The sequence below is a fragment of the Mycobacterium sp. 852014-52450_SCH5900713 genome, from assembly GCF_001667075.1.
Lineage (GTDB): Bacteria > Actinomycetota > Actinomycetes > Mycobacteriales > Mycobacteriaceae > Mycobacterium.
This window is the reverse complement of the sequence record NZ_LZIL01000009.1, coordinates 93,689-109,763: the sequence shown is the minus strand read 5'-3', so window position 1 is coordinate 109,763 and position 16,075 is coordinate 93,689. Positions and strand designations below refer to the sequence as shown.

Genomic DNA, 16,075 nt, shown 5'->3' with positions numbered 1-16,075 from the left:
GCGAAACCGGGGCCGGGCTAGCCGAAGCGGCCGGAGATGTAATCCTCTGTCGCCTTCTGGCTCGGGTTGGAGAAGATCTTCTCGGTGTCGTCGACCTCGATCAACCGCCCCGGTTTTCCGACGGCTTCCAGGTTGAAGAACGCGGTGTAGTCGCTGACTCGCGCCGCCTGCTGCATGTTGTGGGTGACGATGACGATCGTGTAGTCCTGCTTCAGCTCGCTGATCAGCTCCTCGATGGCCATCGTCGAGATCGGGTCCAGCGCGGAGCACGGCTCGTCCATGAGCAGCACGTCGGGCTGCACGGCGATCGCCCGCGCGATGCACAACCGCTGCTGCTGGCCGCCGGATAATCCGCCGCCCGGCCTGTCCAACCGGTCCTTGACCTCGTCCCACAGGTTCGCGCCGCGCAGCGAGTATTCAGCGGTCTCGTCGAGCACCTTGCGATTGCGCACGCCCTGCAGCTTCAAACCCGCCACCACGTTGTCGCGAATCGACATGGCGGGGAACGGGTTCGGCCGCTGGAACACCATTCCGATCGCCCGGCGCACGCCGACCGGGTCGACCCCGGCGCCGTAGATGTCCTCGTCGTCGAGGAGCACGCTGCCCTCAACCCGGCCGCCGGGGACCACCTCGTGCATCCGGTTGAGCGTGCGCAGCACCGTCGTCTTGCCGCAGCCGGACGGGCCGATGAACGCGGTCACACTGCGGGGCAGGATGGACAGCGTCACATCCCCTACCGCGTGAAACGAACCGTAGTAGATGTTGACGGCTTTGAGGTCCAACCGCTTTGCCACTTAGTGCTCCTGCCTATGACTTTCTGGCGCCAAGAAACTTCGCTGTCACTCGGGCCCCGATGTTGAGGGTGGCGATCACCAGGATGAGGGTTAGGGCGGCACCCCACAACCGATCCGTGGGGACCGGGTTAACGCCGGCGCCGGCGCTGGTCTGGTTGTACATCATGCCGGGTAGCGTCCCCATGAATCCACTGAAGATGTCGAAGCTCATAGATTGCGAGTAACCGACGAGAATCAGCAATGGGGCCGTCTCGCCCATCACCCTGGCCACCGCCAGCATGATGCCGGTGATGATTCCGGACACCCCGGTGGGAAGCACGACCCTGACGATCGTCTTCCACTTCGGGATGCCCAGCGCATAACTGGCCTCGCGAAGGTCAACCGGGACGATCCGCAGCATCTCCTCGGTGGCTCGCACGATCACCGGCAGCATCAACAGGACCAGCGCGAGGGACACCGCGAACTGGGAGCGAGGAAGGCCCAACGTCGCCACGAACAGCGCGTAGACGAACAACGCCGCCACGATCGAGGGCACTCCGCTCAGGACGTCCACCATGAACGTGGCAAGCCTCCCCAGCGGGGTGCCGCCCCCATATTCGGCCAGATAGATGGCGAGCATGAGGCCGATCGGGATGGAGATCAGCGCGCATACCACTCCTTGCAACACGGTGCCGACGATCGCGTGATAGGCGCCGCCGCCGGCCACGAAGGCCGTCATGCCCGCTTGCGAGTGAGTCCACCAAACGGTCGACGCGATCGCCTTGAAGCCCTTGGCGATCACCGAGTAGAGCACCAACAGCAGGGGCGTCACCGCAATCACCATCGACAGCGAAACAAGCACCATCGCAACATGATCCGCGACCCGGCGGCGCCGGCTCGGCCGAGCGAACGTGCGCGGCTTCAGCGGGCGGTCCAACATCGAGGTCATCGCCCGGCGCCCCATCTGGTTCTGGAGGCGGCGCCGCGCGCCAGGGCATCGACCAGGAAGGTGAGCACGAACAGCGCCAGCCCCGCCGCGATGTACGCGCCGGCCTTGTATTGGTCGTTGAATTGCGCCACGGTCCCCGCGATCTTGGTCGCGACGGTGGAGCCGCCGTCGAACAGCGACCAGCCGAACGCCCCCTGGGTTCCGCGCAAGATGATCAGCAGCGCGACCGTCTCGCCCATCGCGCGGCCCAGTCCCAGCACCGCTGCGCTGATGTATCCCGACCGCCCGAACGGCAGCACGATCGTCTTCACCACCTCCCAACGGGTGGCGCCGAGGGCCAGCGCGGCCTCGACCTGATCCTGCGGTGTCTGGACGAAAACCTCGCGGGTGACGGCGGTGATGATCGGCAGGATCATCACCGCCAGGACGATGCCGCCGGTGAAGATGGTGCCGCCGCCGGCCACCGACGCGTTGCCGTCGGCGAACAGGAAGCACCAGCCCAGGGAGTGGTTCAGCCAGGTGGCCACGGGTCGCAGTTGCGGCGCCAGCACATGCAGGCCCCACACGCCGTAGATGATGGACGGCACCCCCGCCAGCAGATCGACAGCGTAGGCCAAGGAGGCGGCGGCCCGGCGCGGCGAGTACTGCGTGACGAAGATGGCGACGCCCAACGCGACGGGCATGGCCAGGATCAACGCGAACGCCGACACGAACATGGTGACCTTCAGCAGGTCGGAGATGCCGAAGTGCATGGCCGAGGTGTCGGTGGTGATCCAGTTGCCGCCGTAGCTGAAGAAGTTCTCCCGATCGCGCCTCAGGGCCGGGATGGCCCACAGCAGCAGGAAGCCGCCGATTGCACCGATGACGACGACGATCAGCAAGCCTGAGCTCTTGGCCAGCCAACGGAACGCGCGATCCCCGACGTGGGGGCGCGCATCACCCCATGGGTTGATCGGTATCGTCGGCGCCTCCGGGAACGGCGCGGCAACGGTCGCGCCCGAGCCGGCGTCGATCGGGTTTGGCGTAGTCACTGTGATCCCAGCACAGTTCACTCGCTCCTTAAGCGCGGGGCCACTTGGTCACTGCAGAGCGTTGATCGCGGCAACCAGTCGCTCTTTGACCCTATCGGGCAGCGGGACATAGCCGGCCGAGGGAAGCTCGGTCTGCCCGCTGCCGGCGGCGACCGTGAGGAACGACTTGATCGCGCCGGAGGTGTCCGGGTCGGAGCCCTTCGAACACACGATCTCGTACGTCGCCAGGACCAGCGGATAGACACTCGGTTCCTGGGAGCGGTACATCGAGTTGAGGTCCAGCACCAGGTCGTTGCCGTCGGCCACGAAGTTGGCAGCCTTCACCGCATTCCCGGCCGTCTCGTTGGTGAGCGGGACCGCGACGCCCTTATTGGTGGCGATCTGGGCGTACGGCATACCGCCCTGGTCGGCGAAGCCCTTCTCGACGTATCCGATCGCGCCCGGCGTCGCCCGCACGGCCTGGACGACGCCGGCCGACTTCATGGCGCCTTCGCCCACCCCGCCCTGAAATTCGGTGCCCACGCCTTTGGTCCAGCTCTGCGGCGCGGCGGCCGTCAGATATTTCTGCATGTTGTCGGTCGTTCCCGACGAGTCCGTCCGGTAGATCGGTGCGATCTTGGTATCGGGCAGCACGACGCCGGGATTGAGGGCCGCCAGGATGGGGTCATTCCAGGCGGTGATCCGTCCGCTGAAGATCTTGGCCAACGCGTCACTGCTCACCACCAATGCCGGCACTCCGGCCAGGTTGTAGACCAATGCGATCGGCCCGAACACCAGCGGCAAGTCCCACGCCGGGTTTCCATCGCATCGTGCGGCGGCCGGACCGATCTGATCGGAGGCCAGCGGCGAGTCGGCGCCCGCGAAGTCGACGTGGCCGGCGATGAACTGCTCGCGGCCGGCGCCCGAACCGGTCGGGTTGTACGACACGCTCTTGCCCGGGCAGTACTGGCCCCAGACCTGGTTGAACAACGCCATCGCGTTTTGTTGGGCCGTCGAGCCTTCCGCCGTCAGCTTGTTTTTGCCGCTGCATCCCGCCGTGCCGGTGGGCCCGGAGACGGCTGCCGCCGAAGCGTCGCGGTGGTTCTGGTCGCTGCCACAGCCGGTCAATGCGCCGATACCGACTGCGACCACCACCGCCAGCACCGCCAGCGCTCTGCCACCACCCCTGTCGAGCCTCACCGATCTAGCTTCCTGCCCCCTACGGGCCCGCGTGTGCCTCGCCGGCCATCTCCCAACAGGTTGCCAGGTCGTCGCGAAAATATGCGCTGCCGCATCCCGCGCATTCGGTTCGCGCCCACGCGTCCGTCAGTCGGAGGCGACGGCGTAGGCGGTGTCCACGCTGTAGGTGGTAAAGCCCAGGCGCTGGTAGGTGCGCACCGCGGCGACGTTGTCCGACTCCACGTAGAGCAGCACGGTCGGTTCGGCCGCCCCGGCCAGCCGCTGCGCCAACGACCCGATCCCGATGGCCGTCAGCATCTGTCCCAGACCCCGCCCCTGCGCCGACGGGTCGACGCCCACGACGTAGACCTCCCCCAGGCCGGGTTGATCGGGATGCACCTTGGTCCAATGGAAGCCCAGCAGCTTGCCCGGCTGATCGGTTTCGGAGACGCCGAAAGCGAGGAACAAGCCGTCCGGGTCGAACCACGGCTCGTTGCGCCGCTCGGCCAGCTGCGTTTCGGTCCAGCCGCCCTGTTCGGGATGGTCGGCGAAGGCGGCGTTGTTGACTCGCAGCAGTTCAGCGTCGTCGGCCGTTCCCGCGTAGGTGCGGACCCGCACGCCGGGAACGGGCCGGACCAAGTCGTGGGTGTCACGCAGCGTGCGGCGCATCTGCAGCAATTCGCGTACCGGGACGAGGCCCAGCGCGTCGGCGGTGGCCCGGGCCGGCTCGAGTGTGCCGTGCGCCCAGAACCGGTTCCGTCCGCCGGTCTCGGCCAGGGCCGCACGCGCCAGCGCCGTCCCGAAGCCGTGCCGGCGGACCCGCGGATGCACGACGAGTTCCGCCATCGCGGCTTCTGCGTCGTGCGAGAGATTGAGGTAACCGACGGTCCCGTCGGTCTCGGTGATGAGCAGATGCCCGGTGCGATCGTGCGCGAGCTCGCGCAGCACCTGTTCACCGACGGGCGCCACCCCATCGAATTCCGTTGTCGCCGTGACTAGTTCGCGCACTTGCCGCTGCTCGTCCGCGGTCAGCGCCGAGCGCCACTCGGGCGCGGTCACTGACTGCGCAACGGGTCGCCCAGGGGTTCTTGCATTTCCTCCGAGTCGGACTCGACGTCGGCGGCGGCTTCGTCGTCAGTGGCGTCGGCGATCGGGGCGCGGCCACGTGCAGGCCGGACGGCTTTGTAGCCGACGTTGCGGACGGTGCCGATCAATGCCTCGTATTCGGGGCCGAGTTTGGCGCGCAGCCGACGCACGTGGACATCCACGGTGCGGGTGCCGCCGAAGAAGTCGTATCCCCAGACTTCGTGCAGGAGCTGCGCGCGGGTGAATACCCGCCCGGCATGCTGGGCGAGGTACTTGAGCAACTCGAACTCTTTGTAGGTCAGGTCGAGCGGGCGGCCCCGCAGTCTCGCGGTGTAGGTGCCCTCGTCGATCACCAGCTCACCCAGGCTCACCTTGCCGGCGCTTTCCTGGTCGGCCAGCCCGCCGCGGCGCCCGACCACCAGCCGCAGCCTGGCGTCGATCTCGGCGGGCCCGGTGCTCGGCAGCAGGATCTCGTCCAGCCCCCAGTCGGCGCTGACCGCCACCAGACCGCCTTCACTCACGACAGCCAAGACGGGGACCGACCGGCCCGCGGTGCTCAACAGCCGGCAAAGGCCACGGGCCGACGACAAATCGGTGCGCGCGTCCACCAGCACGGCGTCCGCAGTCCCAGCCTCGAGCAACGAGGACGGCTCCGCCGGTGCCGTGCGGACGGTGTGGGGAAGCAGCGACAACGACGGCAGGACCGGGTCGGGATGCAGCTCCGAGGTCAGCAGTAATAGCTCCAACTAGCCCCTCCAGCTCGGGGGAACGGCATCTTCCACAATTCGCAACGCAACGACGCGTTAGTTGCCAGGCCACCTAACGATAACTTGCCACCTGCCATTTTTGCGTGGTGACGATGCAGTGTGAGCCCCGCCACCCGGGTGGTCCGCGGCACGGCGCGCAGGGGGCTACGCGACAATATGCGGGTGCGCAAGGTCCTGATCGGGGTGGTGGCCGTGGCGATCGCGCTGGCCGCTGTTGTGGTCGGTGCCGTTGTTGTCGACTACGGAAGCAGCATCTACGCCGAATACCGGCTGTCCTGCAGCGTGCGCAAGGCGGCCAATCTGAGGTCCGACCCGTTCGTGGCCATCGTGGCGTTTCCCTTCATCCCGCAGGCGATGCGCCACCACTACAACCAGGTGGAGATCAAAGCCAACGCCGTCGACCATGCAACGGTCGGCAAGGCCACCCTCGAAGCCACCATGTACGCGGTCGACCTGACCCACACGTCTTGGCTGATCGAACCTGCCGCGAAGCTGCCGGTGGGCAAACTGGAGAGCCGCATCATCATCGGCTCGACCCACCTGGGCCGCTATCTGGGCATCAGCGACCTGATGGTCGAGGCGCCGCCGAAGGAGACCAATACCGCCACCGGCGGCGTCACCGCGTCGGGCATCTCCGACAGCCACGGTCTGGTGTTCAGCGGCACCCCGCACTCGGCCAACTTCGAGCACCGGGTCAGCGTCTCGGTGGACCTTTCCATCGCCCCGGACGACCAGTCGACGCTGGTGATCACTCCGACCGGCGTCCTGACCGGGGCGGACACCGCGGATCAAGCCGTTCCGGATGACAAGCGGGATGCGGTGCTGCGCGCCTTCACCACCCGGGTGCCCAACCAGCGGCTCCCGTTCGGGGTGGCACCGAAGACCGAGGGCGCGCGCGGCTCAGACGTGATCATCGAGGGCATCAGTTATGGAGTGACCGTCGATCTGGACGGCTTCAAGCAGTCGTGACCCCGCCATCGCCGACGGCTTGCGGTCCGCGGGGCGACCGCCGCTGGATTTGATCACTGAACGTCATTCGGTAAGCTTGCCGACGTGCTAGCCCGCATTGAGCCCCTGCTCACCCAACGCCGCGCAGTCGATCTGTGCCGCACCGCGGGCTGTTGCTGTCGCTGTAGCTGCTGAGTCGCCGCGCACTTTCGCGCCGCACTCGGAGCAGCCTCGGAACGTTACCGTGGCCCGTCTCCCGTCGTTCGTTCCCTCAGCAGCAGGCGTATTCAGGAGTAGTACCGTGCCGATCAGCAACACCAACACCCAGCCGGACACCGTCGACGTGCGCGGCCCCAGGTTCGCCGCCTGGGTGACCACCGCGGTCCTGGTGCTCACGCTTGCCGTGTCCGCCGCGAGTCCGCTGGCGGCGGCGGTCATTCTGGGGGTGCAGGCCATTGTCTTCGCCATCGGCGCCGCGGGCGGCCCGCGCAAGCATCCCTATGGGCGGATATTCGCCCTCGTCGTTGCACCCCGGATCGGTCCCGTCACCGAGCGCGAACCGGTCGCACCGCTGAAGTTCGCCCAACTCGTCGGCTTGATCTTTGCGCTCGTGGGTGCCGTCGCGTTCGCCGCGGGCGCCTTCTTGGTCGGCGTCATCGCCACCGCCGGGGCGCTGGTCGCCGCGTTCCTGAACGCCGCCTTCGGCACCTGCCTGGGTTGCCAGCTCTACCCACTGGTTGCGCGTTTCCGAGGAGCCGCGCGCACCACATGACCTGTTCATAGAAAGCGATCGAAAGGATCCCCCGCATGGCACGCTCCGACGTCCTGGTCTCCGCGGACTGGGCCGAGAGCAATCTCGACGCAGCCGGTGTCGTCTTCGTCGAAGTCGACGAGGACACCAGCGCATACGACACCGGCCACATCCCCGGCGCGATCAGGCTGGACTGGCGTTCCGACTTGCAGGACCCGGTGAAGCGGGACTTCGTCGATGCGCAGCAATTCTCGAAACTGCTCAGCGAACGCGGCATCTCCAACGACGACACCGTGATCCTTTACGGCGGCAACAACAACTGGTTCGCCGCCTACGCCTACTGGTACTTCAAGCTGTACGGCCATGACAAGGTCAAGCTGCTCGACGGCGGCCGTAAGAAGTGGGAACTCGATGGGCGTGCACTGTCCAGCGACACGGTCACCCGGCCCGCAACCTCTTACACCGCCGCCGCCCCGGACAACAGCATCCGGGCTTTCCGCGACGAGGTCATCGCTGCCATCAACGCCAAGAACCTGGTCGACGTGCGCTCACCCGACGAGTTCTCCGGCAAGATCCTGGCGCCGGCGCATCTGCCGCAGGAGCAGAGCCAGCGTCCCGGCCATATCCCCGGAGCGATCAACGTGCCGTGGAGCAAGGCCGCCAACGAGGACGGGACCTTCAAATCCGACGAGGAGCTGGCCAAGCTCTACGCCGACGCCGGACTGGACGGCACCAAGGAAACGATCGCGTACTGCCGCATCGGAGAGCGTTCGTCGCACACCTGGTTCGTGCTCCGGGAATTACTCGGCCACAAAAACGTCAAGAACTACGACGGAAGTTGGACGGAATACGGCTCCCTGGTGGGTGCCCCGATTGAGTTGGGAAGCTGATATGTGCTCTGCCCCGAAGCAAGGAGTGACGTTGCCCGCCAGCGTCGACTTGGAGAAGGAAACGGTGATCACCGGCCGGGTCGTGGACAGCGACGGCCAGGCGGTGGGTGGCGCGTTCGTCCGCTTGCTCGACTCGTCGGACGAGTTCACCGCCGAGGTCGTCGCGTCGGCCACGGGCGACTTCCGATTCTTCGCGGCGCCGGGGTCCTGGACGCTGCGGGCGTTGTCGGCGGCCGGCAACGGGAACGCCGTGGTGACCCCGTCGGGCGCGGGCATCCACGAGGTGGACGTCAAGATCGCCTGAGACCCCGGCTGCCCTGACCGGGATCTCCCGCGGCGAATAGACTTGTCCCCGTGGTGCTCTTCTTCGAGATCATGCTGGTCGTCGCCGTCGTGGTGATCTCATGGTTCGCGCTCTACACGCTGTACCGGCTCATCACCGACGAATCGTGACCGCTGACGACCTGGGTTCTTCTGCGAGCTCCGGCGATCGCGCGGTGGCCGCCGCCGCTGAGCGCGCCAAGCTGACCGCCGGCCGCAACATTCCCGCCTTCGACGACCTGCCGCTTCCCGCCGACACCGCCAACCTGCGCGAAGGCGCCAACCTGCATGACGCACTGCTGGCGCTGCTGCCGCTCGTCGGTGTGTGGCGCGGAGAAGGCGAGGGCCGCGGACACGACGGGGATTACCGTTTCGGCCAGCAGATTGTGGTCTCGCACGACGGCGGCGACTACCTGAACTGGGAATCCCGCTCGTGGCGGCTCGACGAGACGGGCGATTACCAGGCACACGGCTTGCGCGAAACGGGCTTCTGGCGCTTTGTCAGCGATCCCGACGACCCCACCGAGTCTCAGGCCATCGAGTTGCTGTTGGCCCACTCGGCCGGGTACGTGGAACTGTTCTACGGACGGCCCCGTACCCAGTCGTCGTGGGAGCTGGTGACCGATGCGCTGGCCCGCAGCCGATCGGGTGTGCTGGTCGGCGGTGCCAAACGGCTCTACGGGATCGTCGAGGGCGGCGACCTGGCCTATGTCGAGGAACGGGTGGACGCCGACGGCGGCCTCGTTCCCCACCTTTCGGCGCGGCTCTCGCGGTACGCCGGGTAACCGCCCAGCTCATTCAGCCTCCAAGCGGTCGTCTCCAGTGTCATCATGTGCGTGCAACCACGATCTGAGGAGGTCGGCGGATGCGTCGTAGTGTGACGACGTCCAGTCCTGTCCGCCGTATCGCGTCCGTTGCCGGCCTGCTTCTCCTTGGCTATCTGTGCCTCTTGGCGCTGCGGCCTTTGAGCAGGGACGCATTGCCGGCGTGGTTGAGGTGGTTCGGTCAGCCCGGCTCGGGGCCGACGCTGTTGGTGACCTTGGCGATCCTGGCGTTATTCGTCATGGCGTTCCGATCGACGGGCGGCGGCCGCGCAACAGGTATCTCGTTCACCGTTATCGCGGCCCTGATCGGTTTGACCGCCATACTCGGCCTCAGCTCCTATTGGTCTTGCCACGATGCAAACCACCCGGCGCTGTTCACCCCGCTGATGGCTACCGCCTCGTTAGTCAAGGGCAGCACCGGTGATTTCTCGCTGAGCGGACAACCCTGCCCTGTGCCCACCCCAATCGCCTTGGAGGTGGCACGGGTGACCGCCCTGGCCGCGATCTTCACTGGATTGGGTGGCGTTGTTATCGCGGCCTTTCGGTCCCAGGTGGACCGATTACGGGCGAACCTCGCAGACTCCGTCACTGTCATCGTGGGCATTGACGACGAGACCCAGGCGATGATCAGCGGGATCGCGGAGACGTTGGACCGTCGCAACACCTTGGTGGTGATCACCAACGCGGGTGACGACCACGTACAGCGGGCCCGCAGGCAGGGTGCCCGAGTGGTGCTGGTCGATTTCAGCACGCCGTCCACCCTTGTGTCGCTGCGACTGTGGCGCCACCTCGCACGGCTCTACTTGATGGCGCCCGATCCGGCGATCAATCTGTTGTGGCTTGACCTGATCGGTCGCCGGCTCGCCGAGGTCGGTCACAAGCAGCGGTTGCCGCTCATCGTGCGCATGGACGACCCGTGGTTGGCCGAAGCGTGGCGCGCCCAGCAATTCGGTGGATCGGACACCCGGTGGGCGGCCGACGTGATCGGAAAGTACGAGGTGACCGCAGCCCGGCTCCTCGACAGCATCATCGACGCCCAGACAATTCAGCGGGTATTCGTATGCGGCACTTCGCAATTAACCCTGGCGTTGTGCGCGGACCTGACCCGCCGCGCCCTCGAGCGTGACTTCTATACGCCTCCGGATGCACTCCCGCTACCGGCGCTCACCCTCGTCGAACGCGACGCCGACGACTACTTGCGGGATCACGACTTTCATCGCCAGCAGGCCGGCTTCATGTCGGATGGACCGGCGATCGATGCGGTATCGGAGGCAGCAACGGTACCCACCATGCTGCGTTTGATTGGCGATGCCGACCCGAAGACCAGCGCGGTGATTTTGGTCGACACTCAGGCAGCGATGGCAAGTAGGCTGGCTGCGCGCTTCCCCGAGATGCCAGTTTACGCATCGGATCTCAACACCAACCTCGCTGACGACGCGATCCGGGTCGTGGGAATGCTGCAGTCGTACTCGCTGGTGCTCGACAGTCGTGAGGGCCGAGTCCAGGATGCTTGGGAGCGTGCGGCGAGGCTGATTCACGAGCGCTATGTCTCGACGATCGACCCGGGGGGGCCGCGGTCGCCGGCCGCGATGCCGTGGGCCGACCTCAATGAGTTCTACCGCGGGTCCAACCGACGTCAGGTACGCAACGCCCTGTGGATGGTGGAAAACATCGCGGGGCACACCTGGAATACGTGGGGCAGCCCACCGGCGCAACTTTCCGGGAACGACATGGTGGGATTGCCGCCATTGGAGCAGCTTGCTCTGATGGGCTTCGACCGGGATTCCGCGATGAGCATGGCGCGGGCTGAGCACGAGGACTGGTGTCGCTATTACCGCGACCACGGCTGGAAATACGGTTCGCCTCGCGATGATTCACGAAAGATCCACGACAAGCTGGTCGACTGGTCGGTGGTGGAAACCACGCCGGACTTGCTCAATACCGCTGTGCGGAGCTTGGCGGGTACTTTGTGGAGCCTGCGCCAGCTGGGCTTCCGGTCGCGCCCGATGTGGCAATCCTTCACTCGGGTCGGTACGGTCAGCGCGGAACAACGCGACGCCCCGTGGACGTGGACGTCGGATTCCGGGCACACCATGCGCGCCGACGCCGGCGACTGGGCGCTCCAGGAAGACGGAAAGATCTGGTCCGTGCGCGACGCCATTTTCCGCGACACGTATGAACCGGCAATTGACGGGAAATGGCAACGCAGGGGCTGCGTTCAGGCACGTCCCGCGCACGCTGGTGAAACGGTCAACACCCTGGAGGGCCCCACCATCGCCGCCGAGGGCGACTGGATCGTACGCGGGGAGACCGGCGAACAATGGCCCGTTCCCGGCGAGGAATTCGGGCGGCGCTACGCCGAATTTCAGCCCACCCAAGAAAGCCATATTTTGAATGGCGACGAGCGATAAGCGTCGAGGGCGCAATCGACTCGAATGGCGCTGAATTGGCCATCCCGAAAGGGTCTAGCACTGATACGGTATCGGCGCATGTGGAAGGTCGCATGCGGGCTATGGCCAACTTGGTTCGCTCGGCCTCACCTTAGGAGACTGTGATGGCGCTGTTTCTCAGCTACTCGAGCCAGGACAGGTCAACGGTCGATGCCCTGGCGGCCGCCCTTCGCCGCGCCCAACAGCAAGTGTGGTTCGACCAAGAGCTAGGCGGCGGCGACTCCTGGTGGGCCAAGATCCTCGAGCAGATCCGTGCCTGCGACCTGTTCCTCGTCGCGCTCTCAAGCAACTGGTTACAGTCCAAACCCAGTCAGTCCGAGCTGCGCTACGCGCAGGCTTTGAACAAGCCGATCCTTCCGGTTCGCATCGGCGACATAGGCAGCATGCGCGTGAATCCGCTTGCCGCATTGCAGATCATCGACTACCGGAATCCGACCGTTGACGCCGGCATTCAACTGGTCACCGCCGTGCACTCGCTCACCGCTAAGCCCCACCCCTTGCCCGATCCGCTGCCCGACGAGCCGCCCGTCCCGTTCGGCTACATAACACGGTTGGGCGACATGCTTGCCGAGAAGGAGCTCAGCCCGCAGCAGCAGCTCCAATTGTTGGTCGAACTCAGATCCGGACTCGATGAGGACGGCGACGACCCGAGCGCCCGCAGCGACATCGCCCAACTGTTGCGGATGCTGCGTCTGCGCCACGACGTCACCTACCGCACCCGAAACGACATCGACAATGTGCTGGCGTCGATCGACTCTGACCAGGAAGAGTCGCCGACGACACCCGACGCCAAGGCGCAGGCGCCGAAGACCTTTTCGGAAGGCACGGCCACTGCGACGACACCAGGCGGCGCATCAACCGCGACCGCGGTCCCTGCCGCGGCCGGCGGCGATTCCAAGAGGCGGCTCATCATCATCGGCGGAGCCGCGCTCGCGGTCGTCGTCGCAATCGTGGTGGGGGTTGTCGTCATGAGCCAGGGATCAACTTCGAAGAAGGCACCGGCCGGGACACGTGCTACGGCGACGGGGGCGGCCACGGTAGCGCCCCCACAGGGGGCGACCGGGCAGGCGGCGCCCGCGCCGGAGCCGAACGCGCGGCTGGACTCGCTTTTGCTCGACGCTGGGCAGGTGACCACCATCATGGCAGCGCCACAAACCCTGGAAATCGCGAGCAGCGAGACGACCACGCGGCTACGTCCGGACGAGAACTTGTCAAATCCGGCTTGCTTCGCCGCGTTCGATCCGATTCGGCAGTCCGCCTACCAAGGCTTCACGCCGACGGGAGTCAGCGGGCAGGGCTTGGATACGGCGGACAGCAGCTACCGCGTTTACCAAGCCGCGGTCAGCTTCAAAAGCGCAGCGGAAGCCAATGATTTCCTGAAGGCATCGACCCAGAAATGGAAGGCTTGCAATGGCTTAACCGTGCGGTTCAATAACAAGGCCAACTGGACCTTCGGGAACGTGGTCGAGGCTCCGTCAAGAATTACCCTGTCGCGCAAGCCGGGAGATCCCAGCCGTGCATCCTGCGAGCGCGTGCTGAGCGCGGTAGCTGATGTTGTGCTCGACGTCATGGCCTGCGAAGTGGGCATCCAGGACCAAGGCGGTCAGATCGCCGATGCGATGGCCGCCAACGTGAAGTGAACGCGCACGGCTCTCCGGTGTCGTGACATGGAGCGGCCCCCGAGCAAGGCTCCTGGTTGGACAGACCGGAAGCTCGGGGGCCGGGTGGCTACGGGGAATTCGCCAGCGCGCGTAAATCGCCGGCTCTTCGAAAGCCACTGCTGCTAGCGCGCAGCCACCTCACATGTCCATGAAGCTATCAATTTCGCGGACCACCTCCCTTCTTGTGTACGGCCGACCGTACCCGGGATTCCGCAAGCCGACAACACAATTCAGCGCTTAGCGATCACTGACGATCGCCGAGTCGACCAGTGCGGCGAATTCGGCGGCCAGCGGAGACCGGGGCAGCGGCCGACCGTCGAGCGTGTGTACGCGGGCAGCCAACGTCATACTCGAGACCAGCCAGATCCCCTGCGCCGCATTGAGATCGGCAAGCCGCAACGCGCGGTAGTCGCAGTCGTAGCCCTTGGTCCGCGCCACCTCGAAGAGGGCCTGCTGCGTGGTGCCACGCAAAATCGGATACCACGGCGGCGGTGTCAGCAGGCACAGGTCCCCACCGGCCTCCGTTGCGATCACCACCGTCGAGCGCGGTCCTTCCAGGATGTAGCCGTCCGAGCTGACGAAGATGACGTCGCCGGCGCCTTGCCGGGCGGCATGACGCAGGGCGGCCATGTTGACCGCATAGGACAGGGTCTTGGCGCCGGCGAGCAGCCACGGCATCGCGTCGGCGCCGGCGGCGGGCAGTCCACGGTCCAACGTCATCGCGGCCAGGCCCTCGCGCCGGACCGCCGTCACTCGTTCGGGGACGGCGTTGACCATCACGTAGGTGGTCGGCGTCGTCCCGCCCTCCCGGCCGCGGCTGTAGATCAGCCGCATCGCGCCTTCGTCAGCGGTGTCCGCGACCCACTGCCGAGCGGCCAGGTCGATCGCATCGCGCCAGCTCGGCAGGTCGGGCTCGGGCAGGTCCATCAGCCTCGCCGACTGGGTCAGCCGCTGCAGATGGGACTCGACCAGGCAGGGTCTGCCGTCGCGAACCAGCAGCGTCTCGAAGATGCCGTCGCCGCGAACCGCCGCCAAGTCGTCGGCGTGCAGCAGAGGCGCGTCCGGCGGATGAATCGCGCCGTCCAGCGTGACGATCACACCCGCCTGGCCTGCCATGGAGGTAAAGCCTAGCCGCGGGTGTGCGGCCCGCCGCACGCTCGGCGGCGGGTGTGCGGCCAGCCGCACGCTCGGCGACGCGGTCGCGGCTAATCCGTAGAGTTGACGTGTGAATCGCGCCGGCGACGATGCGGAGCCTAGCGATGTGGGGGTACCTCCCGCTTGCGGGGGAGAGGAGCGGCGCACATGAATCCAGTCCCCGCGCCCGATGCCGGACCCGACGCGGGCGCCGTCTGGCATTACGGCGATCCCCTGGGCGAGCAGCGCGCGGCCGAAACCGCTGCGGTCGTGGTGGACCGCTCGCACCGCGCCGTCCTCACCCTGACCGGTAGCGATCGCCAGAAGTGGCTGCACAGCATCTCCACTCAGCACGTCAGCGACCTCGCCGAGGGCGCCAGCACGCAGAACCTCAGCCTCGACGGTCAGGGCCGCGTCGAGGACCACTGGGTCCAAACCGAACTCGGCGGCACCACCTACCTGGATACCGAACCCTGGCGCGGCGAACCGCTGCTGGAATACCTGCGCAAGATGGTCTTCTGGTCTGATGTCACCCCGGCTGCCGCCGACATGGCGGTGCTTTCGCTGTTGGGGCCGCGCCTGTGCGACCGGGCGGTGCTCGACACGCTCGGCGTGGACGCCCTGCCCGCCGAGCTGACGGCGATCCCGGTGGCCGGCGGGGGCTTTCTGCGACGGATGCCCGGCGGTCCCGCCGGCCAGATCGAACTGGATTTGGTGGTCCCGCGCGGCCAGTCCGCGGGCTGGCAGGAACGTTTGGTGCAGGCGGGCCTGCGACCTGCGGGGGTGTGGGCGTACGAAGCGCACCGGGTGGCGGCGCTGCGCCCGCGATTGGGCGTCGACACCGATGAGCGCACGATTCCGCACGAGGTGGGGTGGATCGGCGGTCCCGGCGGGGGCGCCGTCCACCTGGACAAGGGCTGTTATCGGGGGCAAGAGACAGTCGCGCGGGTGCATAACCTCGGTAAACCGCCCAGGATGCTGGTGTTGTTGCACCTCGACGGTTCGGTCGAGCGGCCCTCGACGGGTGACCCGGTGCTCGCCGGCGGTCGCGCGGTCGGTCGCCTTGGCACCGTGGTGGACCACGTGGACCTCGGGCCGGTGGCCCTGGCGCTACTCAAACGCGGGGTGCCCGCCGACACGGAACTGGCGACCGGCCCGCAGGCTTCGGTGGCTGCGGTGATCGACCCGGATTCGCTGCCGGCCGCAGAGCAGATCGGCGCGGGACGGCTGGCCGTTGAACGCTTGCGGGGCGGTGCGAGATAATTGTGAATGACGTCCGCCACAGCGGCAGGGGGGACCGACACCCGACCGTAAGGCACGGTAAACTGTCAG

16 protein-coding genes are annotated in these 16,075 nt (G+C 66.6%); 9 read left to right on the top strand and 7 right to left on the bottom strand.

Going from position 1 to position 16,075, the window contains the following annotated elements; translation table 11 throughout:
• Positions 1 to 17: 17 nt before the first annotated feature.
• The 6 genes from pstB to A5773_RS03155 form a co-directional block, all read right to left on the bottom strand.
• Positions 18 to 794 (bottom strand): phosphate ABC transporter ATP-binding protein PstB, encoded by a 777-nt coding sequence (gene pstB, locus A5773_RS03180; RefSeq protein ID WP_046186002.1) that lies wholly within the window; start codon positions 792 to 794, stop codon positions 18 to 20.
• 13 nt (positions 795 to 807) lie between these two features.
• Positions 808 to 1,722, bottom strand: coding sequence for a phosphate ABC transporter permease PstA (gene pstA, locus A5773_RS03175; RefSeq protein ID WP_066958061.1), 915 nt, complete (start codon positions 1,720 to 1,722; stop codon positions 808 to 810).
• Positions 1,719 to 2,753 (bottom strand): phosphate ABC transporter permease subunit PstC, encoded by a 1,035-nt coding sequence (gene pstC, locus A5773_RS03170; protein WP_369817306.1) that lies wholly within the window; start codon positions 2,751 to 2,753, stop codon positions 1,719 to 1,721. Before pstC ends, pstA begins: the two co-directional genes overlap by 4 nt.
• 48 nt (positions 2,754 to 2,801) lie before the next feature.
• Entirely contained in the window at positions 2,802 to 3,932 is a 1,131-nt protein-coding gene (pstS, locus tag A5773_RS03165) for a phosphate ABC transporter substrate-binding protein PstS (RefSeq protein ID WP_066957927.1), read from the bottom strand.
• Between the two features lie 126 nt (positions 3,933 to 4,058).
• Positions 4,059 to 4,970 carry a mycothiol synthase gene (gene mshD / locus A5773_RS03160; protein ID WP_066957925.1) on the bottom strand — a complete coding sequence of 304 codons (912 nt, stop codon included), beginning with the start codon at positions 4,968 to 4,970 and terminating at the stop codon, positions 4,059 to 4,061.
• Complete coding sequence (locus tag A5773_RS03155) at positions 4,967 to 5,743, bottom strand: response regulator transcription factor (protein WP_066957923.1); 777 nt, start codon at positions 5,741 to 5,743, stop codon at positions 4,967 to 4,969. The genes mshD and A5773_RS03155 overlap by 4 nt, the downstream gene beginning before the upstream one ends.
• A 177-nt stretch (positions 5,744 to 5,920) precedes the next feature.
• Here A5773_RS03155 and lmeA point away from each other — a divergent pair, with 177 nt between their 5' ends.
• The 8 genes from lmeA (at position 5,921) to A5773_RS03120 (ending at position 13,588) form a co-directional block, all read left to right on the top strand.
• Complete coding sequence (lmeA, locus tag A5773_RS03150) at positions 5,921 to 6,733, top strand: mannan chain length control protein LmeA (RefSeq protein ID WP_067789355.1); 813 nt, start codon at positions 5,921 to 5,923, stop codon at positions 6,731 to 6,733.
• A gap of 84 nt (positions 6,734 to 6,817) precedes the next feature.
• A complete protein-coding gene (locus A5773_RS26725) occupies positions 6,818 to 6,907 on the top strand; it encodes an Ms5788A family Cys-rich leader peptide (RefSeq protein ID WP_369816355.1) in 90 nt (29 codons plus the stop codon).
• Positions 6,908 to 7,013: 106 nt separating this feature from the next.
• Positions 7,014 to 7,484 carry a DUF4395 domain-containing protein gene (locus A5773_RS03145; RefSeq protein ID WP_067789352.1) on the top strand — a complete coding sequence of 157 codons (471 nt, stop codon included), beginning with the start codon at positions 7,014 to 7,016 and terminating at the stop codon, positions 7,482 to 7,484.
• A 35-nt stretch (positions 7,485 to 7,519) separates the two neighbouring features.
• Positions 7,520 to 8,353: a sulfurtransferase gene (locus A5773_RS03140; RefSeq protein WP_066957917.1), complete on the top strand. Its 834-nt coding sequence runs from the start codon at positions 7,520 to 7,522 to the stop codon at positions 8,351 to 8,353.
• A gap of 1 nt (position 8,354) precedes the next feature.
• The gene (locus A5773_RS03135) at positions 8,355 to 8,657 is read left to right on the top strand and encodes a DUF1416 domain-containing protein (protein WP_003877205.1); all 303 of its coding nucleotides are present in this window, start codon (positions 8,355 to 8,357) and stop codon (positions 8,655 to 8,657) included.
• Positions 8,658 to 8,802: 145 nt separating this feature from the next.
• Positions 8,803 to 9,459: an FABP family protein gene (locus A5773_RS03130; RefSeq protein WP_066957915.1), complete on the top strand. Its 657-nt coding sequence runs from the start codon at positions 8,803 to 8,805 to the stop codon at positions 9,457 to 9,459.
• 80 nt (positions 9,460 to 9,539) lie between these two features.
• On the top strand, positions 9,540 to 11,909 hold the full coding sequence (locus A5773_RS03125) for a hypothetical protein (RefSeq protein ID WP_067789349.1): 2,370 nt from the start codon (positions 9,540 to 9,542) through the stop codon (positions 11,907 to 11,909).
• Between the two features lie 143 nt (positions 11,910 to 12,052).
• A complete protein-coding gene (locus A5773_RS03120) occupies positions 12,053 to 13,588 on the top strand; it encodes a sensor domain-containing protein (RefSeq protein ID WP_067789346.1) in 1,536 nt (511 codons plus the stop codon).
• Between the two features lie 258 nt (positions 13,589 to 13,846).
• Here the strand turns inward: A5773_RS03120 and A5773_RS03115 are convergent, their stop codons facing one another.
• A complete protein-coding gene (locus tag A5773_RS03115) occupies positions 13,847 to 14,707 on the bottom strand; it encodes an aminodeoxychorismate lyase (protein WP_156744708.1) in 861 nt (286 codons plus the stop codon).
• Between the two features lie 204 nt (positions 14,708 to 14,911).
• Here A5773_RS03115 and A5773_RS03110 point away from each other — a divergent pair, with 204 nt between their 5' ends.
• Complete coding sequence (locus A5773_RS03110) at positions 14,912 to 16,006, top strand: folate-binding protein YgfZ (RefSeq protein ID WP_066957906.1); 1,095 nt, start codon at positions 14,912 to 14,914, stop codon at positions 16,004 to 16,006.
• Positions 16,007 to 16,075 lie beyond the last annotated feature (69 nt).